The 24,109-nt window shown below is 39.5% G+C and carries 24 protein-coding genes; 22 read left to right on the top strand and 2 right to left on the bottom strand.

Annotated features, from left to right (window positions below; genetic code table 11):
- From F601_RS0105495 to F601_RS0105415, 17 genes are all read left to right on the top strand, one after another.
- Nucleotides 1-966, top strand: coding sequence for a substrate-binding domain-containing protein (locus F601_RS0105495; RefSeq protein WP_018164666.1), 966 nt, complete (start codon nucleotides 1-3; stop codon nucleotides 964-966).
- On the top strand, nucleotides 966-2,282 hold the full coding sequence (locus F601_RS0105490) for a sensor histidine kinase (protein WP_018164665.1): 1,317 nt from the start codon (nucleotides 966-968) through the stop codon (nucleotides 2,280-2,282). The genes F601_RS0105495 and F601_RS0105490 overlap by 1 nt, the downstream gene beginning before the upstream one ends.
- Nucleotides 2,279-2,959 (top strand): response regulator transcription factor, encoded by a 681-nt coding sequence (locus F601_RS0105485; protein ID WP_018164664.1) that lies wholly within the window; start codon nucleotides 2,279-2,281, stop codon nucleotides 2,957-2,959. The genes F601_RS0105490 and F601_RS0105485 overlap by 4 nt, the downstream gene beginning before the upstream one ends.
- Nucleotides 2,946-4,259: an ABC transporter substrate-binding protein gene (locus F601_RS0105480; RefSeq protein ID WP_018164663.1), complete on the top strand. Its 1,314-nt coding sequence runs from the start codon at nucleotides 2,946-2,948 to the stop codon at nucleotides 4,257-4,259. Before F601_RS0105485 ends, F601_RS0105480 begins: the two co-directional genes overlap by 14 nt.
- A 296-nt stretch (nucleotides 4,260-4,555) precedes the next feature.
- Nucleotides 4,556-4,993 (top strand): PTS sugar transporter subunit IIA, encoded by a 438-nt coding sequence (locus F601_RS0105475; protein WP_018164662.1) that lies wholly within the window; start codon nucleotides 4,556-4,558, stop codon nucleotides 4,991-4,993.
- Between the two features lie 21 nt (nucleotides 4,994-5,014).
- Nucleotides 5,015-5,509, top strand: coding sequence for a PTS sugar transporter subunit IIB (locus F601_RS0105470; RefSeq protein WP_018164661.1), 495 nt, complete (start codon nucleotides 5,015-5,017; stop codon nucleotides 5,507-5,509).
- 442 nt (nucleotides 5,510-5,951) lie between these two features.
- Complete coding sequence (locus F601_RS0105465) at nucleotides 5,952-6,800, top strand: PTS mannose/fructose/sorbose/N-acetylgalactosamine transporter subunit IIC (protein ID WP_018164660.1); 849 nt, start codon at nucleotides 5,952-5,954, stop codon at nucleotides 6,798-6,800.
- A 1-nt stretch (nucleotide 6,801) separates the two neighbouring features.
- Nucleotides 6,802-7,638: a PTS system mannose/fructose/sorbose family transporter subunit IID gene (locus tag F601_RS0105460; protein ID WP_018164659.1), complete on the top strand. Its 837-nt coding sequence runs from the start codon at nucleotides 6,802-6,804 to the stop codon at nucleotides 7,636-7,638.
- A 96-nt stretch (nucleotides 7,639-7,734) separates the two neighbouring features.
- On the top strand, nucleotides 7,735-8,028 hold the full coding sequence (locus F601_RS0105455) for a hypothetical protein (RefSeq protein WP_018164658.1): 294 nt from the start codon (nucleotides 7,735-7,737) through the stop codon (nucleotides 8,026-8,028).
- A gap of 436 nt (nucleotides 8,029-8,464) precedes the next feature.
- Nucleotides 8,465-9,430 (top strand): ABC transporter substrate-binding protein, encoded by a 966-nt coding sequence (locus F601_RS13230; protein ID WP_026183122.1) that lies wholly within the window; start codon nucleotides 8,465-8,467, stop codon nucleotides 9,428-9,430.
- A gap of 47 nt (nucleotides 9,431-9,477) precedes the next feature.
- Nucleotides 9,478-10,377 carry an ABC transporter permease gene (locus F601_RS13225; protein ID WP_040833366.1) on the top strand — a complete coding sequence of 300 codons (900 nt, stop codon included), beginning with the start codon at nucleotides 9,478-9,480 and terminating at the stop codon, nucleotides 10,375-10,377.
- Nucleotides 10,377-11,180: an ABC transporter ATP-binding protein gene (locus F601_RS0105440; protein WP_018164657.1), complete on the top strand. Its 804-nt coding sequence runs from the start codon at nucleotides 10,377-10,379 to the stop codon at nucleotides 11,178-11,180. The genes F601_RS13225 and F601_RS0105440 overlap by 1 nt, the downstream gene beginning before the upstream one ends.
- Before the next feature lie 763 nt (nucleotides 11,181-11,943).
- A complete protein-coding gene (locus F601_RS0105435; RefSeq protein WP_018164656.1) occupies nucleotides 11,944-12,150 on the top strand; it encodes a hypothetical protein in 207 nt (68 codons plus the stop codon).
- Between the two features lie 363 nt (nucleotides 12,151-12,513).
- Nucleotides 12,514-12,801 (top strand): co-chaperone GroES, encoded by a 288-nt coding sequence (gene groES, locus F601_RS0105430; RefSeq protein ID WP_018164655.1) that lies wholly within the window; start codon nucleotides 12,514-12,516, stop codon nucleotides 12,799-12,801.
- Between the two features lie 183 nt (nucleotides 12,802-12,984).
- Nucleotides 12,985-14,607: a chaperonin GroEL gene (gene groL, locus F601_RS0105425; protein WP_026183120.1), complete on the top strand. Its 1,623-nt coding sequence runs from the start codon at nucleotides 12,985-12,987 to the stop codon at nucleotides 14,605-14,607.
- Nucleotides 14,608-14,813: 206 nt separating this feature from the next.
- A complete protein-coding gene (locus tag F601_RS0105420; protein ID WP_018164653.1) occupies nucleotides 14,814-15,482 on the top strand; it encodes a CHAP domain-containing protein in 669 nt (222 codons plus the stop codon).
- A 532-nt stretch (nucleotides 15,483-16,014) separates the two neighbouring features.
- Nucleotides 16,015-17,655 (top strand): zinc ribbon domain-containing protein, encoded by a 1,641-nt coding sequence (locus F601_RS0105415; RefSeq protein ID WP_018164652.1) that lies wholly within the window; start codon nucleotides 16,015-16,017, stop codon nucleotides 17,653-17,655.
- Between the two features lie 478 nt (nucleotides 17,656-18,133).
- Here F601_RS0105415 and F601_RS0105410 read toward each other — a convergent pair whose 3' ends face one another.
- Nucleotides 18,134-18,994 carry an RluA family pseudouridine synthase gene (locus F601_RS0105410; protein WP_026183119.1) on the bottom strand — a complete coding sequence of 287 codons (861 nt, stop codon included), beginning with the start codon at nucleotides 18,992-18,994 and terminating at the stop codon, nucleotides 18,134-18,136.
- A gap of 71 nt (nucleotides 18,995-19,065) precedes the next feature.
- The gene (locus tag F601_RS0105405; RefSeq protein ID WP_018164650.1) at nucleotides 19,066-19,254 is read right to left on the bottom strand and encodes a hypothetical protein; all 189 of its coding nucleotides are present in this window, start codon (nucleotides 19,252-19,254) and stop codon (nucleotides 19,066-19,068) included.
- 303 nt (nucleotides 19,255-19,557) lie between these two features.
- On the opposite strand from F601_RS0105405, the gene pbp2a reads away from it, so the two are divergent.
- The 5 genes from pbp2a (at nucleotide 19,558) to F601_RS0105385 (ending at nucleotide 23,907) form a co-directional block, all read left to right on the top strand.
- The gene (pbp2a, locus tag F601_RS0105400; RefSeq protein WP_018164649.1) at nucleotides 19,558-21,861 is read left to right on the top strand and encodes a penicillin-binding protein PBP2A; all 2,304 of its coding nucleotides are present in this window, start codon (nucleotides 19,558-19,560) and stop codon (nucleotides 21,859-21,861) included.
- Nucleotides 21,862-21,909: 48 nt separating this feature from the next.
- Nucleotides 21,910-22,062 (top strand): 50S ribosomal protein L33, encoded by a 153-nt coding sequence (gene rpmG / locus F601_RS12895; RefSeq protein ID WP_074486629.1) that lies wholly within the window; start codon nucleotides 21,910-21,912, stop codon nucleotides 22,060-22,062.
- 34 nt (nucleotides 22,063-22,096) lie between these two features.
- A complete protein-coding gene (gene secE, locus F601_RS0105395) occupies nucleotides 22,097-22,273 on the top strand; it encodes a preprotein translocase subunit SecE (protein WP_018164648.1) in 177 nt (58 codons plus the stop codon).
- A 148-nt stretch (nucleotides 22,274-22,421) separates the two neighbouring features.
- Complete coding sequence (gene nusG, locus F601_RS0105390) at nucleotides 22,422-22,961, top strand: transcription termination/antitermination protein NusG (RefSeq protein WP_018164647.1); 540 nt, start codon at nucleotides 22,422-22,424, stop codon at nucleotides 22,959-22,961.
- Nucleotides 22,962-23,064: 103 nt separating this feature from the next.
- A complete protein-coding gene (locus F601_RS0105385) occupies nucleotides 23,065-23,907 on the top strand; it encodes a patatin-like phospholipase family protein (RefSeq protein WP_018164646.1) in 843 nt (280 codons plus the stop codon).
- Nucleotides 23,908-24,109 lie beyond the last annotated feature (202 nt).

Raw genomic sequence — 24,109 nt, 5'->3', positions numbered from 1 at the left:
ATGAACAGGAACCAATACATTAAAATTTTAATCAGCGCTCTTATTGGGATAACCATTATTTTAGGTGTTTATTGGCAATACTTGACAACTCCCTTTAATAGCAATCAGTTAAAAATTGGCGCAAGCTACATGACCATGAATAATGATTTTTATAAAATTCTCAATAATGAAATTGAAAAAGAAATCGCTAAGAATGATGATGTTTTGTATACTAGGGATCCGGCTTTAAGTGTGGATAAGCAGGTTGAGCAAATTGAATCTTTTATCGCTAATGGGGTTAACATCATTATTCTCAATCCCGTTGATGCTAGCAGTAAAAAACTGCTGAAGGTTTTAAAAAAGGCTAAGTATGCTGGGATTAAAATTGTTGTGGTTGATAGTCAGCTTTCGGATAATTCTTCGGTAGATAGCACTATCGTTTCTGATAATTATCAGGCAGGTGTTCTTTGTGCTCAACATTTAATGAAAGAGCAGAGCAGTGCCAACATTTTACTTTTAGAGCATGATATTGCTGTTTCAGGAGTTGATCGTATCAAGGGATTCACTGATACGATTAAAGGTTATGACTCTTACCAAGTCGTTGATCGCAGAGATTGTCTCGGACAAACTGAAATTGCCATGCCTCAAGTACAAGCAGTTATTGAAGAAGGGACGACCTTTGATACCGTCATGGCCTTAAATGATCAGGCTGCGATTGGTGCCCTTGCTGCTATCAAGGACTCTGCTTACGATAAGCAAGTTGCCATCTATGGAGTAGATGGCTCACCTGATATGAAATCTATTTTGGCAACGAGCGGAGAATTAGAAGCAACAGTAGCTCAATCCCCTATGACAATTGGCCAGAAGGCTATCCAAGCTGGTTACCAGCTTTATCGCGGTAAAAAGGTTGCTTCTGAGATTATTGTTCCTGTAAAGCTTATAACGGCTAATAATATTTCTGATTATGACTTAGCGGGGTGGCAGTGATGACTAATTTAACTAGTGTTAGCTTTGCCAAACGAGCATTATCTTTCATCAATTTTATAGCTGTACTTTTCTTTAGCTCCATTTATCTTTTTGGGACTAAGTATATTGTTGAGCAGGGGCTAAGTCATACACTTTTGGAAAAAATCAGTGTCATTCCAAGCTCGCCGACGAGAATTTTTTGGTTTTCTAACCTTTCTTTTGGTTTCCTACTTTTAACCATGTATGTTCGTGACCGGAAATTTGAGAAGGGAGACATTGCGCGTGATTGGTTTGCCATGCTTGAGGTGCTTTGTCTCATTATTACCTTTATCGCTCTGCAATTTTCCTATAACGGCCTTATTCTTTTGGTCTTTATGGATATCTTTTTCACCTATACGGACTTCTATAAGTTTAAAGAGAAGAAATCCTGGTTGCTTTTTATCGTAGCTAGTTTCGGCATACTATTGCTATCAAATTACGATGTCCTTTCCCTTTTGGTGAGGACGCCTTCTTTGGATGTCTACATTGACTTCTTCCCAACTCGGGTAAAATTTGCAGTGCTCTTTCTCAAGAATTTTCTGACCTCGCTTAACATCATCGTTTTTATCGTATCCTTGGTAACCTATATCATCTATTCAGTTACAGAAAATCATAAGATTGAAGAAGAATTGCTAATGGCTTCGCAGGCCAATACACGTCTCAAAGAATATGTAGCCGTATCTGAAAAAATCACTGAGGATAGAGAGCGCAAGCGTATTTCCCGAGAAATTCACGATACCATTGGTCATGCTCTGACGGGAATTTCCGCAGGAATTGATGCTGTTCGAGTACTTATTGATTTAAATCCTGAACATGCCAAAAAGCAACTTGATAATGTTTCAAATGTTGTTAGAGAAGGTATTGTGGATGTTAGAAGATCTCTTAATAAGATGCGTCCTGGTGCGCTAGAAGACCATACTCTCAAAGATGCCCTAGAAAAGATGTTGTCAGAATATCAGGAACTATCACATCTGCAGATTACTTTAGATTATCAGTGGGATGATGTGGATTTTGATAAGACTAAGGAAGATATCATCTTCCGAGTCATTCAGGAATCGGTAACCAATTCCCTCCGGCATGGTCAAGCCAGTCAGGTAACCATTACCATGCTTAATCAAGGGGATTATGTTCTCATTATTCAGGATAATGGCGTTGGAAGCTCAGATATTCAATATGGATTTGGTTTGACACAAATGACTGAGCGTTTGGCTATTATAGGTGGGCGTGTAGCCTTTAGTGGGGAGGATGGCTTTTCTACCCTCGTTCATATTCCCAAAGCAAAAGGAGAAGAAGCATGATTAAAGTACTAATCGCAGATGATCAAGAATTAATAAGAGAGTCCCTAAAGATTATTTTGTCAGCTTATCCTGATATAGAAGTTGTGGGAGCTGTCGGGGACGGAACTGAGGTATTAGAAATACTAACACAAACTCGTCCAGATATTATTCTTATGGATATCCGCATGCCTAAAATGGATGGTGTCTTATGCACCAAGAGAGTCAAAGAGGAGTATCCCAAAACAAAGATCATTATCTTAACAACTTTTGATGATGATGACTTCATTTTTAGTGCTCTTAAGCATGGGGCATCGGGCTATCTACTCAAGGGAACATCGATGGAAGATTTACACGATGCCATCATCACGGTTAATGAAGGGAGGGCTATGCTCAATCCTGATATTGCTACCAAAGTCTTTAAGCTCTTTTCGCAAATGGCTCAATCCAATTATGCTATTCAAGTTGATGAACAAAATACCAATGACATTCTAAAAATGGAGTGGCGTATCATCCAACAAATTGGTTTTGGCTTGTCTAATAAGGAAATTGCAGCTAAGCTATTCTTGTCAGAAGGAACAGTTCGAAATTATTTATCCAATATCCTTTCTAAACTAAGTCTGCGTGATCGCACGCAATTAGCTATTTGGGCGGTACAGACAGGTGTGACATTGAAGAATTTCGAGGATGACCATGATTAATTTCTTTAAAAAAGGGAAAATTTTACCAGTTGCTTTTCTGTCTCTTCTTGTTCTGGTAGGACTCACCATTGCTTATTTTAATAGTCAGCATGAGAGAACCCTGAAGTTGGGTTTTTACTCAGGGAGTAGTTGGGGCGTCCCCAATGGTAATGACTACAAGGTCGTTGATAGTGCCATTGCTCGTTTTGAAAAAAGTCATCCAGATGTTCAGGTTGTCTATGAGAGTGGTATCTCAAAGGATGACTATTCAGATTGGTTGACAGATCAGATAGTATCAGGAACGCAGCCTGATATCTTCATTGTCCCTGAAAATGATTTCAATCTCTTATCATCTACAGGCGCCCTCGCCAGTTTAGATAAAAATATTACAGCCAATATTGATAGCAATATTTTTTATGAGTCGGCTTACAATGCTGGTAAGTATAACAACAGTCAATTTGCTTTGCCTTTTGAAAGTAATCCCATGATGATGTGTATCAATATTGATCTTTTAGAGAAAGAAGGGATTGCTATTCCAGAATCTGGATGGACCCTTGCTGATTTTTATAAGATTTGTCAGCAAGTGACTAAGGACACCGATGGTGACGGAGTTACTGACCAATACGGTTACACGGGCTATGATTGGCAAAAAGCTGTCGCTGCCTATGGTGTCGACCTCTTTAATTCAAGCGGTACTAAGGCGTATTTTGATACCGACCGAGTTAGGGAAGCTTTGAACGTCATGTTACAATTGCAGAGCCTCAGTGGTAATTATATGGTTAACTCCAATGATTTTGACCAAGGTAAGGTTGCTTTTATTCCTATGACTGTGGCGGAATATAGAACCTATCAACCTTATCCTTACCATGTCGCCAAGTATTCAACTTTTTCTTGGTCTTGTGTTCCCATGCCTGCTGGAGAAGCCGGAGGCGATGCAACACAAGTATCAACTTCACTTTTTGCCATATCTTCTAAGACCAAGCAAGCAGATTTAGCTTGGGAATTTTTACAATTACTCTGTATTGATGAGGATACACAGCAGTCTTTATTCGACTATTCTCAAGGAACCTCGGTACTCAAGTCCGTTATGACTAGTGAGGAGACTGAGAATAAATTGAAAGAAGATGGTTTTGGTTCAGATTCCTTAACGCCAATCACTTTGGATTCTATGCTCAGCCAAGGAATCACCAATCCAACCTTTAAAACTTATAATACTACTATGGAGCAAGCGGACTACCTCATTTCCAAAGCCATGGCAAATAACAGTTTAGATAAAGATCTCTTTGCTATTCAAAAAGAGGTTCAGGATAGCTTGCAGTAATATTCAAATAAAAGCAAAATCAAACGAGGAAGTGAGACGAAGGTTGTACTGGAGTACGGCAAATCGAAACTGACGTTTATCATTTTGATTTTAAAAGAGTATAAGACCATTTTTGATAGAGATAGTAAGGCTCGGGAAATTTTTCCTGAGTCTTTATTTTTTGTGGCCCTCCAAAAAAATACCATGTGACATTTGTCATATTTTAGATGACTATTGTCAGTCGTCTTGGGTGACAAATGGAAATATGAAATCGCTTTAGATGATGATAAAATAAGGGTAAACAAAGGAGAGGTGCTATGAAATATTTACTACTGGTTAGTCATGGTGGATTTGCTGAAGGTTTGAAAACTTCTTTAGCTATGTTTGCTGGTGACAAGATGGACCAAGTCATCGCTGGTGGTCTTGCAAATGGCAAGACTGTTGATGATTTTGCACAAGACTTCAGACAAGCAATCTCAGGACTGACTGAAGATGACTCAGTTGTTGTCCTAGCTGATATTGTTGGTGGAAGTCCACTGACAACAGCTCTAGGTGTCCTAGAAGAAAAAGGCTTGCTTAGCTCTGCTATTGTCCTTGGAGGAATGAACCTACCGATGGCAATTACATCAGCTGTTATGAAGGATATGCTTGAGGGCGAGGATTTTGTTAATGCAGTGCTTCCTGAAGCGCAAACGGCCCTTCAAGAGTTTAAAGTCGTATCGGATGATGACGACGAAGAAGATGACGATATTTAAAAAATAAAAAGGAGACCTAAAATGGTAGTTTCATTTGTACGTATCGATGACCGGATGATTCACGGTCAAACCGTAACACGTTGGGCAAAAGAATATCCTTGTGATGGACTCATTGCCGTTAACGATGCTGCTGCTAGCAACAAAGTTTTGACTCAGGCCTACAAGGGAGCTTCAGACAAGAAGACTTTTGTTTGGACTGTTGATGCTTTTGGGCAAAAATCACAAAAAGTTTTGGAATCAGATACAAAATACTTCGTGATTACCAAAAATCCAATCGACATGAAAAAACTTTTGGTTGACCAAGGATTTGTGCCAAGTGATGTCAAAGAAATCATCGTTGGCCCATGTAACGACCGCCCAGGTGCTGTTAAATTGGGTAACAACCAATCAATCACACAAGAAGAAGCAGATGCTATTGAAGCCATTGAAAAAGCTGGTTATAAAGTGAAATTCCAACTCTTGCCAGATGTATCAATCGGTTACTGGTCTGACTTCAAATCTAAGTTTGGTTACTAGTACTCTTCGAATATAAGAAATGATATAGATGTGAGGTTATAATCTCCAATCTCTAATCTGTAGATCTTTCTAGTTAACAACAAATTTTGTATCTTAAATAAACTGAACACGAGCTACGAGCTGTGTCAAAAAGATAGATTTTCTTGTGTGCAAGCACACGGCGTCTTAAACTTCGTCGTAGACGTCTGAACTCTCTTCGTCTTAACCAGACATTGAGAGTCCTAGTCGTCCTGACGAGGGTACGTCAACGAAATCATAGATTTCTGACTTACCACTTATTTTGACTTTGCTCGTGAACGCTCTTTGTATCTTATAAACTGAACACGGCCTACGAGCTGTGCAAAAAAGATAGATTTTCTTGTGTGCAAGCACACAGCGTCAATCTCCTATTTTTGCTTTACTCGTTTCACGGCCTTTGTATCTTAATAAAAGGAGTTTTGTTATGACAATTTCTTGGTTGCAAGCTGCTCTCTTGGGGCTATTTGCTAGTTTGTCTTCAATGCCAGGTATGGGTGGCTCAAGTATTGGTAACTATACTTTGGGTCGTCCCCTAGTTGGTGGTCTCGTCTGTGGTCTTATCCTGGGCGATTTAAAAACAGGTATTATCTGTGGGGTTGCCATGCAGTTGGTATACATCGCTCTTGTAACACCTGGTGGTACTGTTTCAGCTGACGTTCGTGCTGTCTCATACATTGGTATTCCTCTTGCTATGGTTGCTATTCATGCTCAAGGAATCTCTCCTGACTCAGCTGATGCAGCTAACTTGGCTAAATCAATGGGTACTCTTGTAGGTACTGTCGGTACTGTCCTCTTCTACGGTACAGCAACACTTAACCTTGCTTGGCAACACATTGGTTGGAACGCTGTTGAAAAAGGTGATTTCAAGAAACTTTACATGGTTGACTGGGGTCTTCCTTGGGTTTCACACTTTGTTTTCTCATTCCTTCCAACACTTATCATGTGTAAACTTGGTGCCTCAGCTGTAACTGCTATTCAAGCTGCATTGCCAATGGATGGCCTTGCAATGAAAACCCTCTTCACAGTTGGTTCACTCCTTCCATGTGTGGGGATTGCTATCCTCTTGAAACAAATTGTTGATAAAGTAACTGACTTTGTTCCTTTCTTCGTTGGTTTCACTTTGGCAGCTTCACTTGGCCTTAACTTGGTTGCCTGTGCGGTTGTATCATTGATCTTCGCCCTTCTCTTCTATGAAATTGATATGGTGAAAATCAAAAAAGCATCAGCTGGTGCTGACTTAGACTTTGATGATGACGATGAGGAGGACATTTAAGATGGCTGAACGTAAAAAAATCTCTAAAAAAACATTAACAAAATCATTCCATCATTGGTACTATGGTCACTTGACATGTTTCTCTCAAGAACACATGCAGACCTTTGGTTATTTGACATCAATGCTTCCTATTGTTGAAGAATTGTATGATAATAAGGAAGAGCAAAAAGAAGCCATGCAAACTTATACTGCCTTCTTTAATACAGAACCTCAACTTGGTACTATCGTTGTCGGTGTTACTGCTGGTCTTGAAGAAGCGCGTGCTAATGGCGATTCAGTTGATGATGAAACCATCAATGGTATGCGTGCTGGTCTTATGGGACCAATCGCAGGTATCGGTGACTCATTGATTGTTGGGACACTTATTCCAGTTCTTCTTGGTATTGCCCTTGGTTTGTCAAACGGTGGTTCACCAGTTGGTGCTATCTTCTACATCATCGTATGGAACCTCTTGGCTTACTTTGGTATGAAATTTGCCTACTTCAAAGGATATGAACTCGGTGATAAGGCCGTTGAATTCCTTGTAGGTCCTCAAGGACAAGCAATCCGTAAAGCTATCGGTATTGTCGGTGGTATGGTTATCGGGGGTGTTGCAGCCACTTGGGTATCTGTAAAAACATCCTTCCAAATGAAAAATTCTGCTGGTGAAGCCTTCTTGGTATTGCAAGACCAATTTGATGCTGTTTATCCAGGTCTCTTGACTGGTATCTTCATCGTTTTCTGTTGGTGGTTGATGGCTAAGAAAAACATCTCACCAATTAAAGTAATGTTGCTTCTTGTTGTCATTGCCTTTGTCGGTGTACTTGTTGGTTTCTTCAACCCAGGTTTGTCATATTAAGAAAACTAATACCTAGTCCCAAAAGTCAAATCATTCTATCGAATCAACGGCATACTTATTATTAATCACTATCCAAAAGTAGATGTGGAGGAAAAAATGACAGAACATGAAATGATTCAGGGCTATGAGGCTGAAATTAATTATCAGAAACATATGCTTGAAAACTTAGGTAGATGGCTGACGCTTCTAACATTGGTTGCAGGTCTCGGCATTGTATTAATCTACAGTTTCCGTCAAACAATCTATCTACTCTCTCTCCTTGGTATATTACTAGCACTTGTTGGTATCCTTGGAATGTTACTCTTTGGCTATGGCATCTATAAGGGAAGAAAAAATCTGGCCAAAGTAATTGATGACTTTGAGGAAAAGTTAAAGGTATTTAGAACATAGTTTATCCCCAAATCCCCTAGCTAGTCTTATCTTAGCAGGGGATTTTTATCTATTCTAAATCTTCTGAATTTTAAAAAAGTATTGACAAGAGTGGAAAATTGGAGTATAGTTAGAATAACCAAAACGAAGGAGACAGTGATATGCTTAAACAGGCGTCAGCAACTAATCAAAAACTGAATCATTTTTATTACTTTAGTTTCTTTAGATAGACGTTTGTAGCCACTCGGATGCAAGCGTCAGAACCGTTTGTATCTATGAAGCTAAAGCATTTTACTGTTGAAAAGCCGATTAGATCATTAGAAAATCTAACAGGCAAAAACATGGGTGTATTTGGATATATACGATGAGTTAACCGGCTAGATTTTCATTTATCTAGCTGGTTTTATTTCGTTTCAGGAAGATTGTAATCAATAAAGTAGAAGATGAGGAGACTACTATGAAAAAACTATTGAAAAGTGCTCTTGTTTTGGGAGCAGCAAGCTTGATTTTGGTTGGATGTGCATCAAAAGGGAATGATTCTGCTTCAAGTGATGCAAAACATATTGGGATTTTGCAATATGTTGAACATGAATCTTTAACAGCGGCACGTGAAGGCTTTGTTGAAGAGTTGGAAGAATTGGGCTACAAAGATGGTGATAATATCGTTATTGATTATCAGAATGCTCAAGCTGACCAAGCAAACCTTCAAACCATCTCTGAAAGCTTGGTTAAAGATAACGACCTAATCCTTGGTATTGCAACACCTGCTGCGCAGAGCTTGACAGCAGCAACTACTGAAATACCAATCCTATTTACAGCAGTAACAGATCCTGTTTCTGCTAAATTGGTTGATTCAATGGAAAAACCTGGAGGTAATGCTACGGGAACAAGTGACATGTCACCAATTGATAAACAGGTTGAATTGCTTCAAAAAGTTATGCCTGATGTTAAAAAAGTTGGTATCATGTATACAACCAGCGAACGTAATTCAGAAGTTCAAGTTGAAGACGCTAAAAAAGCCTTCAAAAAAGCTGGCATTGAAACAGTTGTCAAAGGCATTGCGTCAACAAATGATGTTCAAGATACTGCTAAGAGTTTGATGGGACAAACAGAAGTTCTCTTTGTTCCAACAGATAATATTGTTGCAAGTTCTGTAACTCTTCTTGGAGATTTGTCTAAAGAAATGAAGATTCCAGTCGTCGGTGGTTCAGCAGATATGGTACCTGGCGGTGTGCTCTTATCATATGGTGCAGACTATAAAGAATTGGGACGTCAGACCGCAAAAATGGCTGCTGAAATCCTAGAAGGTAAAAAAGCTAGTGATCTATCAGCAGAATATCCAAATACCCTAAAAGTTGTTGTTAACGAAGAAATGGCAGACATCTTAGGTATTGATGTAACTAGTATTAAAGAAGAAAATTAAGGAGAGAAACCTCGTAAGCGAGATTCTCGATTAAAGAGGAAACAAATATGGATATCGTATTATCAAGCGTATCACAAGGCTTGTTATGGTCAATTATGGCCATTGGTGTATTTTTAACCTTTCGTATCTTAGACATTGCGGATTTGTCAGCTGAGGGATCATTCCCAATGGGGGCAGCGGTATGTGCTCTCATGATTATCAATGGCTATCACCCAATCTTAGCAACCTTTGGTGGGATGCTAGGTGGTATGGCTGCAGGGGCTGTCTCAGGCTTTATGCATACAAAGATGAAGATTCCAGCACTTTTGACAGGTATTATCACCTTGACAGGGCTCTACTCAGTTAACTTGCTCATTCTTGGACGTTCAAATGTCTCGCTTTCTGGTGAAACAACTTTGGTGACTCTCTTGACTGACACTGGTCTCACAAAAACAACGGCTGTGCTTATTATCGGTGCCATCTTTGTAGCCTTGGTAGTTCTATCTCTTGTTGTTCTGCTTAACACTCAGCTTGGTTTGGCACTTCGTGCGACAGGTGATAACTTGGAAATGGGTGAAGCAAACGGAATTAAAGTTGACCGCATGAAGATTCTTGGTTACATGCTCTCAAACGGTCTTATAGCATTGTCTGGTGCTCTTTTGGCTCAGAATAATGGCTACGCTGACCTTAATATGGGGGTAGGAACAATCGTTATCGGTTTGGCTTCAATTATCCTAGCAGAGGTAATCATCAAATACTTGCCACTTGGAAAACGACTTTTGTCAATCGTGGTAGGTGCCGTTCTTTATCGCTTGATTATTGTCATTATCTTGGCAATGAATGTGGATGCTCAAATGATTAAATTGGTGTCAGCAATTCTACTTGCTATCATCCTCTACATCCCAGAGATTCGTACTTTCTTGAGTATCAAGCCTTCAAAATCGTTAAATGCAGGAGGTGACAAGTAATGGCTCTTTTAACTTTATCTAATATTCATAAAACCTTTGAAAAAGGGACAGTCAATGAAAATCACGTCTTACGTGGCTTGGATTTGGAAATTGAACAAGGTGATTTCATCTCTGTTATCGGCGGTAACGGTGCAGGTAAATCAACTTTGATGAACTCTATCGCAGGTGTTGTAACTGTTGATGAAGGGGATATTTTGCTTGAAGGGGAATCTATCCGCAAAGCATCAGTAGCTCAACGTTCACAGCACATCAGCCGCGTTTTCCAAGATCCTCGTATGGGGACAGCGACAAACTTGAGTATTGAGGAAAATATGGCTATTGCCTACCTTCGTGGGAAAAAGCGTAGCATTTTCAAAAAATCAGTTACTGAAAAAGACCGTGAAATTTTTAAAGCAGCTCTTTCAGAACTAGGACTTGGTTTAGAAAATCGTCTTAAGACGGATGCTGCCTTTCTTTCAGGGGGTCAACGTCAGGCCTTGACACTGGCTATGGCAACCTTGGTGCGTCCTAAAGTCCTTTTGCTTGATGAACATACTGCAGCTCTTGACCCTAAAACTAGCGACATGGTTATGGGCTTGACTAAAAAAGTAGTTGAAGAACACAAGTTGACAACCCTCATGATTACCCACAACATGGAACATGCCATTGAGTACGGTAATCGTTTGGTCATGCTCTATCACGGTAAAATCGTGGTTGACGTCAAAGGTGAAGAAAAGAAAAATCTCACTGTGGCTCAATTGATGGACCTCTTCCACAAAAATAGTGGTCAGGTTCTTAATGATGATGCTCTAGTATTGGGTTAAGCAATAAGTACATAAAAAGAATTATTTAAGTTAAATTAAAGTGACCTAACTATAGGCTGAGTAGTCTTGTGGTTGGGTCATTTTCTTATTTAGCCATTTTTGAGAATCATATAAAAACTTAAGGGTTTAAATTAGAAGGGAAAGTTAAGGTATTATAGTCGAATGAAGAGCTTTCAGACAAGGAACGTAAGGCGCGAGTAGATCAAATAGTCAGGGAAGTGACTGTTTGAGGTGGGGAATTAAGGAAACGTCTTTCTATCAGCCGAGAGTATGGCAAGCTGATAGAGACGATGTATCAAAGCTAATTCGAATGACAATATCATAAAATATGGGATTAGTGGGTGTTAATATCTGATTAAGATAGGGATGTTTTTAGGTAAATAACTAATAGTTTTTTTATCATTGACAGCTCATAGATGTTCAATATAAACGCTTTGGAACTTCTCATAGATAACAAACATATTTCAACAAACTGTATATCTATTTTCGAAATTCTAATAATAATACATGAAACCTAAAAATTCGAAAGATTTAGTAATTAGTAACCGCCTTTACAAAGGAGTTTTTTCTTTGATATAATATGACAGTATGAATGATTATTCATACATATAAGACTCTTTGTTTAATTTTAGCTTGGCTCGATACCACAAGTCTAAATAGAACATAGAGGATTGCTCTCAAGGATTCAGTAATTTTACTGCTGCAATATCTTTTAGATGTTTAGAGTCTGAAAGATACGAGTTCCATGAAAAGGAGTAGGGACATGATGGACAAAGATGAACCTGTTCAGGAGTATATAAAGTGGAGTGAAATTGCGAATCAAACACATATGAGTGATGATGCGACTACCGCTAAAAGCCGGGGAGCAGGCAAAGAGGATGTCAATAGCATGACGACAACTCTGAAGGTAGGTATTATAGTTAGTGCATTATTGGTTGCTTTTTATTTGTTTTATTCAATGAAACGATAAAATTTTGCTGCCAATCATGGTGTTTTTACAAAACTTTATTCATGTGAGGGGGGCTGGGCTCCCCTTTGTTTGTGGTTAATGCTCTTTTAAAATCTAAATGAAAGCTACCAGTTTCGACTGGCTATACTCCAGTCTGGTGATAGATTCTTGGTGTTGTCTTTGTCTCACTTTCTCGTCTGAATTTGATTTTATTTGAGGATAAGATTATTGGTGTCTTCGATAGACTTTTTTCTTGACTATTTTTGACCAAGTGATAGAATAGTTGAGTAAGAGTTAGCACTCTTTTGTTTAGAGTGCTAAAAGCAGAGGAAAAGATAAGTGTTTAGCTCTGCTATTTTCAAAAAAATCAATGGAGGAAGAGTTATGTCATTGAAACCATTAGGGGACCGCGTGGTCGTTAAATTTGAAGAAGTAGAAGAAAAAACAAGTGGTGGTTTTGTTTTGGCAGGTGCTAGTCATGAAGCGACAAAAGTTGCTCAGGTTCTTTCTGTCGGTCAAGGGATTCGCACATTGACAGGAGATTTGGTAGCTCCAAGTGTTGCCGCAGGTGATAAGGTTCTTGTGGAAAATGGAGCAGGAATTGAAGTCAAAGATGGAGATGACAAGGTTAGCATCATTCGTGAAAGCGACATCTTGGCAATCTTAGGCTAAATTTTTAAAATTGAGAGAAGAAGGCAAGCAAAGCAAGCCTTAACTTATATAGAAAATCAAAGATTGAAAGGAATTGAATTCCTCCTATAATCGTTGGAAAAGAGATAGTCTTCCTTGGAGTCATTCTTCAGCATTGGACGCCTCATTTTCTATCTGATTATTGGCGGACTTGGTATCTTAATTATGGCAAAAGAAATTAAATTTTCTGCAGATGCACGCGCAGCTATGGTTCGCGGTGTTGACATCTTGGCAGATACAGTTAAAGTAACCTTAGGCCCTAAAGGTCGTAACGTTGTTTTGGAAAAAGCTTTTGGTTCACCACTCATCACTAATGATGGGGTAACTATTGCAAAAGAAATTGAGTTAGAAGATCATTTTGAAAACATGGGTGCCAAATTGGTATCTGAAGTGGCATCAAAAACCAACGACATCGCTGGTGACGGAACAACTACAGCCACTGTCTTGACTCAAGCTATCGTTCGTGAAGGTCTTAAAAATGTGACAGCTGGTGCCAATCCAATTGGTATCCGTCGTGGGATTGAAGCAGCGGTTGCTGTTGCCGTTGACGAGCTAAAAGCAATCGCTCAACCCGTTGCAAACAAGGAAGCTATTGCTCAAGTTGCTGCAGTGTCATCACGTTCTGAAAAAGTCGGTGACTACATTTCAGAAGCTATGGAGCGCGTGGGTAAAGATGGTGTCATCACTATCGAAGAGTCTCGCGGTATGGAGACTGAACTTGATGTGGTTGAAGGGATGCAATTCGACCGCGGTTACCTTTCTCAATATATGGTAACTGACAACGAGAAAATGGTTGCGGACCTTGAAAATCCATTTATCCTTATCACAGACAAGAAAATTTCAAACATTCAAGATGTGCTTCCACTCTTGGAAGAAGTGCTTAAAACAAGCCGCCCACTTCTTATCATTGCTGATGACGTGGATGGTGAGGCGTTACCAACTCTTGTTCTCAACAAGATTCGCGGAACCTTCAATGTAGTAGCCGTTAAAGCTCCTGGATTTGGCGACCGCCGCAAAGCAATGTTGGAAGACATTGCCATCTTGACTGGCGGTACAGTCATCACAGAAGACCTTGGTCTTGAGCTTAAGGATGCAACAATGGCTGCGCTTGGTCAGGCTGCTAAAGTGACTGTTGATAAAGATTCAACAGTTATCGTTGAAGGAGCTGGCTCACGCGAAGCAATTGCCAATCGAGCTAACTTGATTAAGTCACAATTGGAAACAACTTCTTCTGAATTTGACCGCGAAAAACTTCAAGAGCGTCTTGCTAAGTTAGCAGGTGGAGTGGCTGTTATTAAAGTTGGTGCCGCAACTGAAACGGAACTTAAAGAAATGAAGCTCCGTATTGAAGATGCCCTTAACGCCACACGTGCAGCTGTTGAAGAAGGTATCGTTGCAGGTGGTGGTACAGCCCTTGTTAACGTCATTGCTAAAGTTTCTGAATTGGAACTTGATGGTGATGATGCAACAGGCCGTAACATCGTTCTACGTGCCCTTGAAGAGCCTGTTCGTCAAATTGCCTACAATGCAGGTTATGAAGGTTCAGTTGTCATTGACCGCCTTAAAAATAGCGAGATTGGAACTGGCTTTAACGCAGCTAATGGTGAGTGGGTAAACATGGTTGAAACAGGAATTATCGACCCAGTTAAGGTGACTCGCTCTGCCCTTCAAAATGCAGCTTCAGTAGCTAGCCTTATCCTAACAACAGAAGCAGTTGTTGCCAACAAACCAGAACCAGCTGCACCAGCAGCTCCAGCTATGGACCCAGGCATGATGGGTGGATTCTAAGATATTATCTCTTAACAAAAATCACTCAAAGTCTATCCTTAAAAGGATAGGCTTTTTTGAACTCTAGCTATATCAAAATATTTATAAATAATTGCTTTCAGTCACATCCATAGAAAAGTTTCTTAATATTAATCTCATCTGATATCAATAATACGTTAAAAACTTGTCATATTGTTTTGTTAGACTAATAATCAACGGAGGTTAATATGAATCAAAAAAAGACTAAAACAAATACACTAGCTAAGGCAGCTCTTGGAGTATCTTCTCTTTTGGCAGCAGCTTATGTAGGTACTTCATCAGTTGATGCGGATAGTTACACTATTCAATACGGTGATTCTTTCTATAGCATTGCCAGTCAGTATGGCATGGATATCTATGATTTGGCAGCTTTGAATAATATGACCATTGATAGCTTAATTTTGCCTGGTCAGGAGATTTCAGTTTCCAGTTCTGTAACGACTTACTATCAGACAAGTGTGGTTGAAACTGTCACAACAGAAACTAGTTTTACTTATCAGAAAGATGAAAATGGTCTAATCACGAACACTTATCCTATCGGTCAATGTACTTGGGCTGTCAAAGAACTGGCTTCTTGGGTTGGCGACTGGTGGGGAAATGGTGGCGATTGGGCATCAAGCGCCAGTCTTCAGGGATATAGAGTAGGTTATACGCCAATGGTAGGGTCTATTATTTGCTGGACTGATGGCGGTTATGGTCATGTTGCCTATGTGACGGAAGTTGCTCAAGATGGTAGAATCCAAGTTTTGGAGGCTAATTATAATGACCAGCAGTGGATTGATAATTACCGTGGCTGGTTTGATCCAAGTAACAGTGAAACACCTGGAAATGTCAGTTACATTTATCCTAATTTCTAATTTTTTACTTCTTCCTAGGAATTAGGAGGCTATTGATGCAAAGTTTTGATAATGATTATTAATTTGCTTAGTAGCTTACTTAAAGTTTATAGTCAAATAAAATCAAAATCAGACGAGTAAGTGAGACGAAGCCAGTACTGGTAGGGCAAGTCGAAACGGACTTCTATCATGTTGATTTTCAAAGAGTATTATGCAGTCAATAAAAGGTTGGGACAATGTCCTAGCCTTTTTTCTAGGCTAGATATGTCAGCTGGATGATCAAGGGTTCTATCATTATGTTTTTCAAAGTCTATTAGATGTTGTGAGCAGGAAGGATACTTATCAAGGAGGTCACTAATTTTTAGAAAAATAACGTCTTATTTACAAGTTTTTTAGATTAGTTGGATCTTGTTATTAGTTTGCAATAGGTGACAAATAGTCTTTTTGATATAATAAGAGTGTAACCGTTTCGAAAAAATAAAAAAAGAATCTGATTAGGGTATTGCTCTAGTTTGAGATGCTTTTAGAAAGATGTGAATGGAGTTAATCTATTATGGAAAAGTTTAAGGCGTTATTGAAGCGTAAGAAGGTTTGGATTCCCTCGCTTATTGTTGGTATTGTCCTTCTTAGTTTTGTCATTTGGGGTAGTCTTCATTATTCAAAATCACGAATTATTGATCGCTATGTAGCAGCTTACAGTGATTCGGGTGATACTTTTGAGAATATCAAGGGCTTCCTTGTTTGGTCTGATACAGCTGAACAGATTACAAATGATGAGGCTAAGTATGCGGAATTTACTGCTCTTGATGCCTCAGAAGCTCAGCAATTATCCAAGGAATTGAAGAATGCTGATGAGTCATCAGATTATTTTGTTAAGAGGGTTGGCAGTCGATGGGGGATTTTCCCTAATTATAAAATTGCTTTTAAACCAATGGATTTAACGATTAAAACTAATGTTGATAAGGTTGATATCCTGCTTAATAAAAAGAAAGTGGTGACGACAAACTCTGAAGATTTCTCAATTCAATTAGAACGTCTCCCTATTGCTGACTATACTGCCAGCATTTCTGGTCTTTATAAGGGCAAGAAGTTGGAGTTGAGCAGAAATTATGATGGGCAAGATAAGGTGCTTGATTTGACGGTGTCTTTCAAGAATTTCACTGTCACAAGTAACATCAAGGACGGTGAACTCTATTTTGATGACACCCGAGTTGGTAGTTTGTCTAATGGAAAATATGAGGTAAGTGATTATCCTTTGACAGATGCTGCGCAAGCCTATGTTAAGAAAAAATATTCTGATGGGGACCTGAGGTCTAAAGAAGTTGCCCTTTCATCTATTACTGAAGGAGCGACTGTAGCTTTGGATGTGGATAAGCTTCTTGATGAGGATACGGCTGGTAAGGTCTTAATTTCTACCTTTGACCAGTTAATTGCTTACTTGAATCAGGGTCAGGATCCAAGTGATCTTAGCACAGTCTTTGAGGGCGGAGCTCAGAATGACTTTTATAAAGGTTTGAAGGAAAGTGTCTCAGCAAAAATGCTGACTGACAAGAGAAGAGCGACAAGTATTACTATTCCAAGTATCTGGGTCAATAATATGACACAGGTCGGCAAGGAAAGTTACCTTCTTGATTTCTCTGCAACTTACGATTTTTATTATGATGAATCTACTGATAGTGCTAAGCGTACTCAGGGCGATATTATTCAAGAATTAGTTGGTCAGGTGACCTTGAAGAAATCAGGTGATTCTTATGTGGTTTCTAAGTCTGGTCAAAAATCAATTACGGTAACGAGTGAAGAAAATCGCCTTAAAGCAGCCAGCATTTTCCCAGAGGACCTTATCGGAACTTGGTCAGGAAAAGAGCAAGGTAATACGATTACGATGACTTTTGCTGAAGATGGTACGGTTAATCTTAAAATTAACTTTAAAGATGATAAAACACCTGATACCAATCGTTCTGCCAAAGTAACAAAGGTTGAAGATAAGGGTAATGGTTTATATCAATATGTTTACGATGATGGTGCTGATGTTTCAGCCTTTGTCGTAGGAGGTATTGGTGGTGTTGGTGTCAAGTATACCTACGGTGTTCAAATTAATGGGTCAAGTATTAAACCAGTTGTTTGGCAAACAAATGTCAACGATGATTTTGACTTCAGTCACCCTCTTGAGGGACAAACACTGACAAAACAATAAGTTATTAGTCTGGACATTGAGAATAAGAGTTAAATAATAGGGAGTGGGACAGAACTCGACCAAGTAAAAAGAGGTCCCCTCAGGTCCTCATTTCTAGGTTCAGGCTGAAAGAGCCCCTCCCCAGGCTCTTTTACTCTCACTTCGCTCCGCAAGGGTTAGTAGAGTTTAAGAAGTCATGAAATGGCGAACTAAAACTTACTAGACTACTGGGTTTTGATGTTACTAGGAACTATATTGTGAGGCTGGGCAAAAGTCCAGAATACACTAAAAGGCATAGAATTTCGTTGTCCCAAACGTTGATTCTATGCCTTTTTATACTCTTGGAAAATCAAAATGATACTTTGTTGACTTCACCTTGCCGTACTTTAGTACTGTCTGCGTCTTGTCGCCTAGTCTGATTTTGATTTTCATTGAGTATTAAAGTATCTACTTTTCAAAAGAAGAACTCAGATTTGAGTTCTTACCTAGCCTCTATTTATTATTTTAATCCAGATTCAAAAGTTGGTGATGGGGCTTCAACGGAAATCTTTTCAAGAGTGAGTGGGTGTGTAAAGCTTAGCTTATGGGCGTGAAGCATGAGACGTTTATACGGGATACGACTGTAGAGAGGGTCGCCCAGAATAGCGTGTCCATGATGAGAAAGGTGAACACGGATTTGGTGGGTACGTCCTGTGGCAAGTTGGCACTTGACTAAACTAGTCTTGGGATATGCTTTTAGCCTAGTAACGCTTGTTAGTGCAGCTTGACCATTTCGCTTATCAACAACACGTTTTCTGCGGTCATGGCGATCTCTTCCAATTTTATCCCTAAAAACTTGTTGTTTGGGTTCAAATTTTCCACTGACTAGTGCCCAATATTCACGAGAGATGTCCTTGTTTTCAAGAAGACGATTCAAGATTGGCAGGATAAAAGGATTTTTAGCAAACATAACAGCTCCGCTGGTTTCCATATCTAGTCTGTGGATAACATAGCAGGTTTGTCCAGTGTATGCTGAGACATGGTTAAGCAAGGCTATTTCATTTGGTTCATTGCCATGGGTTTTCATGCCTTCTGGTTTATTAACAACGATTAGATGCTGGTCTTGATAAAGGCAGTCGACCAGCGCAGCATTTCCAAAAGGAATACTTTTTTGTGGGTAATCTTCCTGATCAAAGGTCAGTTGAACTATATCGCCTTTATTGACCATACTTTGCCAATTGATGTCTTGGTCATTGATGAGAACGTGTTTTTTGGTACGTAGGAAGTGGCGGATTTTGCGAGGGATGAGAAGGTGGTTTTCAAGTAATTCTTTGACGGTGCAGGAATCATATGGGTTTGTAATGTGAATGGTAAATGTCATGTTTCTATTATAACAACTAGAGATAAAAAAAGCACCTAATGGTGCCATGGATATGAATAAAAGCAGGGCTTCTATAATTCATCTAACCAGTCCTGATATTTTTCTAACAGATTGACTGCCATCTGAGTCGCAACTGCAATGGCAAAGGCTTCTGTGCCTTCAGATTCTTCAGGTGCAACTTCAATTCGGGTTTCATCATAAATGGCCCGGAGGCTATCAGCAGACAATGTTTTCTTGAAGGCTTCAAATTGTTTACCCATATGTGTAACCTCTCATTTCCTTGATTTCCTACACTCTTATTATACCACCAACCAATTGAAAACACTTAGATTAAAATGGCGAAAACTAGTCGTTTTTGAAAAAGGTTAGAAATAACGGTGTGTAGTGAGTTTAAGACATCATTTCTGACGGAGGGTAGAGTCTAGGTAGGCGGCGGATTCTTTAGATTTACTTGGTACATCATTTTTAGATGGAAGAGTTGTTGTTTATTTTCTCTGACATTTAAAACGTTTTACTAATCCTTGGTTTATGAAGATTTTTAGAGAAATTGTTATAATGGGAGCATGAAAGTATTTGAATTTTTAAGGGAGAAATTGAGCTCCTTAAGTAAAAAAGAAGTGAAGAATGAATATGAAGGGGATGACGCATTAAGAGATTGGTCAGTGGATGACTTGTCAGAAGAGGCTGAATCATCTGCTACTTATCGACGTAGTCGTGGACATCAAGAAAAGGAGAAAAATCGTCCAGAATGGCTAAAGAAATTTGACCGTTTTATGCCTTCTCCTAAGAGTCCAATTAGACGGTTCTGGCGTCGCTATCATATTGGGAAAATTCTGTTATTGTTGATTGCTCTCTTTGTTCTAGGGGTTGGATCTTATCTTTTTTATGTCGCTAAATCGACTAAGGTTTCAGATTTGCAGGATGCACTAAAGGCTACGACAATCATTTATGATCAAAACGATCAACAGGTCGGGTCTTTGTCTGGTCAGAAGGGAACCTATGTTGAACTGGATGCGGTGAGTGACTATATGGAAGCTGCTGTTGTTGCGACTGAGGACCGTACATTTTATGATAATAGCGGGATTAACCTGTCTCGTTTTCTTCTTGCTGTCTTTACCATGGGACGTTTCGGTGGTGGATCAACCATCACTCAGCAGTTAGCAAAGGATGCCTATCTTTCACAAGAACAGACTGTTACACGTAAAGCAAAAGAATTTTTCTTAGCTCTGGAATTGACAAAGAAATATAGCAAAGACGACATTTTGACAATGTATCTCAATAATGCCTACTTTGGTAACTCTGTTTGGGGAATTGAAGATGCCAGTCAAAAATATTTTGGGACTAGCGCAGCTAATTTATCCGTGGAACAAGCAGCCACATTAGCAGGTATGCTAAAAGGACCAGAAATCTATAATCCTTATTACTCGGTTGAAAATGCAACCAATCGCCGTAATACTGTTTTGCAAGCTATGGTTGATGCTGGAAAAATATCTCAGGAAGAGGCTGATTCAGCTTCGTCCATTGATATTTCTAGCCAATTGAGTGATACTTACACGGGTAGTTCAGATGACTATCAATACGCTTCCTATTTTGATGCGGTTATTCAGGAAGCTGAGCAGACTTATGGCATTTCTGAGAATGATATTGTTAATAATGGCTATAAAATTTTTACAGAACTTGATCAGAATTATCAAGCTAACATGCAGGCTATTTTTGATAATACCTATAATTTCCCAGTCTCTGATTTCGATGGAGAGAGCGTTCAGGGTGCCAGCGTAGCTATGGACCCGACAACTGGTGCAGTTAGAGGACTTGTGGGTAGAGTAAGTTCAACCTCAGCAACATTCCGCAGTTTTAACTATGCAACGCAGTCTTCACGTAGTCCAGGTTCGACTATTAAACCATTAGTGGTCTATTCGCCGGCGGTTGCCTCTGGTTACAGCGTGACAAGCCTTCTACCAAATACCGTTCAAGATTTTAACGGTTATACCCCAGGAAACTATGCTGGTATCGAAACGGAAGATGTGCCTATGTATCAAGCATTGGCTAATTCTTACAATATCCCGGCTGTTTACTTGTTAAATGAAATTGGGATTTCCAAAGGGATCAGCTACGGGAAGAAATTTGGTCTCAATATGAAAAATGTCAATGAGGAACTTGGTATTGCTCTTGGTGGGGGTATATCAACCAGTCCGCTCAAGATGGCTCAAGCTTACGCGACCTTTGCTAATAATGGTGTCATGCCTAAGGCTCATTTAATTAAGCGCGTGGAAAATGCCAGAGGTGAAACCATTGCTGCCTTTAAGGAAACCTCGACTAGAGTACTAAGTCAGTCTGTTTCAGATAAGATGACTAGCATGATGCTAGGTACTTTTTCAAATGGTTCGGGTGTCAATGCTAATGCCTATGGTTATACTATGGCTGGTAAAACAGGAACTGTTGAGGCTAGCTTTAATGCTGATTTGACTAGTGATCAATGGGTCATTGGCTACACTCCAGATCTTGTTTTAGCTCAATGGATAGGTTATGATTCAACGGATGAAAATCACTATTTAACTGATTCAAGTTCAGGAACAGCATCGACTATCTTTAGCGCGACAGCCAGCGCCATTTTGCCTTATACAGCAGGAACCCAATTTACTGTGGAAAATGCCTATAGCCAGAATGGTTACGCACTCACCTATAATGCGGATGACACCGATGAATCACCAGAATATGGCCTTGATAGTAGCAATATTTTAGATAAAGTTCAAGAATCTGCCCAGACAGCCAGCGATTCACTTAGTCAGGCTCTTGATCAAGCGGGTGAAGTCGTTAAAGATGTTTGGGATAACGTTTCAAACTGGTTCAACGAGCAAATGAATTAACTTGCCATTAGTTGAGAAATATGATAGAATCAAAGTTACGGAGGCGTTATGGCACAGAAAAAAGCAAGTTTAGCGTGTTCAGAATGTGGTAGCCGCAATTACTCTATCGGAGTAAGTGGAACACCAAAAGCAACACGTCTAGAAGTTAATAAATATTGTAAATATTGTAAGAAGTACACCCTGCACAAAGAAACGCGTTAATAGCAGGATTGACCAGTAAACAAAGGAGATTACAGTGAAATTTATCGGAAGTATTTTCACGGTTTTGAAGGACACTACTTGGCCTAACCAAGGGCAACGTTGGAAAGATTTTCTCTCCGTTTTGGAGTACACTGCCTTCTTTACCCTAATCATTTACATCTTCGACAAACTCTTGTCCCTCGGTGTAATGGAATTGATTAATCGTTTTTAAAAAATAGCAGAGCTGGAACCACGGTTTCAGCTCTTTTATCGTATTCAGATGGGGTAAATCATTGACAGCGCCAGCTATTTTCCCTATAATAAGATTAAGAAATCAAACCGAAAGCCGACAGGGCTTTTTTATAATGAAAGGAATTCTTATGATTGATTCATTTGATAAGGGCTGGTTCGTCCTTCAAACTTACTCAGGGTATGAAAACAAGGTTAAGGAAAACCTCTTGCAACGTGCTCAAACTTATAACATGCTTGACAACATTTTGCGCGTGGAGATTCCAACACAAACTGTAAATGTTGAGAAAAACGGTAAATCAAAAGAAATCGAAGAAAATCGCTTCCCAGGTTACGTTTTGGTAGAAATGGTCATGACTGATGAAGCTTGGTTTGTTGTGCGTAACACACCAAACGTTACAGGTTTCGTGGGTTCACACGGTAACCGTTCAAAACCAACACCACTTTTGGAAGAAGAAATTCGTTCAATCCTTATTTCAATGGGTCAAACTGTTGATGTCTTTGACACAAACATCAAGGTTGGTGATGTGGTTCAAATCATCGATGGTGCCTTTATGGGACAAGAAGGCCGTGTTGTCGAAATTGAAAACAACAAGGTTAAAATCATGATTAACATGTTTGGTACTGAAACAGCTGCTGAGTTGGAATTGTACCAAATTGCTGAACTTTAATAGTTGAAGAGTCTTGCTTTTGCAGGGCTTTTTTGGCATAGAAAAGTAGCAAATATAAGGAATTATCGTTTCTATACCACACTTATTAGAATGGGAGGGGAAGATGTCAGTAGGTTTAGTTTTAGAAGGTGGAGGAATGCGAGGGCTCTATACAGCGGGTGTTTTGGATGCCTTCTTAGATGCGGGCATTAAGGTTGACGGGATAGTATCCGTTTCGGCAGGGGCTCTTTTTGGGGTGAATTATGTTTCTGGTCAGCGCGGACGTGCTCTTCGTTACAATAAAAAATACATTTCTTACCCAAATTATATGGGACTCCGATCTTGGCTCAGAACAGGAAACGTTGTTAATAAAGAATTCACCTACTACAAAGTTCCTATGGAGTTAGATGTCTTTGACGAAGTCGCCTTCGAAAAAGCTAATATTCCCTTTTATGCAACAGTGACCAATATCGAAACAGGAAAGCCTGAGTACCATAAAATTGAGAATGTTTTTGAAGAGATGGAAGTTTTACGTGCGAGTTCCGCCTTGCCTGTAGCTTCCAAAATTGTGGAATGGCAGGGCAATAAGTACCTTGACGGTGGTTTATCTGACTCTATTCCTGTCGAATTTGCCAGAAGTCTGGGATTTGACAAGCTTATTGTGGTATTGACCCGTCCTATTGATTACCGTAAACAAGCCTCCAGCGGACGTCTCTACAAACTCCTTTATAAGAAATACCCAAACTTTGTTAAAGTGGCGACTAGACGTCCAGAGCAATATAACGAAACTGTTGAAAAAATAATAGACCTTGAGAATAAGGGGGAAGTTTTTGTTGTTCGTCCCCATCAAGCTATTGAAATCGGCCGTCTCGAGAAAAATCCTGATAAATTTGATGAGGCCTACAACCTTGGTTTATCAGACGCTGAGGCTACTATGGGACAATTGCAGAGCTATTTAGCAGAATAAGGAATCCCTAGAGGAGTCAGAGTGAATTGACACGAATAATAGTAATTGATGCAGAGCTTTTACCAATTTGTCTAGTTGATTACTGATTCATTGAGATTGATAAGTGGGAGACCAAATCAAATTCACTGACTTTATAGCAAACTCAGAAAAATGAATTACCGATTTTTAGTCCACTCCCTTTTTTCTTTACCTTTTCCATGCT

Origin of the sequence: Streptococcus henryi DSM 19005 (genome assembly GCF_000376985.1) — a bacterium.
GTDB lineage: Bacteria > Bacillota > Bacilli > Lactobacillales > Streptococcaceae > Streptococcus > Streptococcus henryi.
Note: the sequence above shows the minus strand (reverse complement) of the source record. Positions and strands in the feature narration are given on the sequence as shown.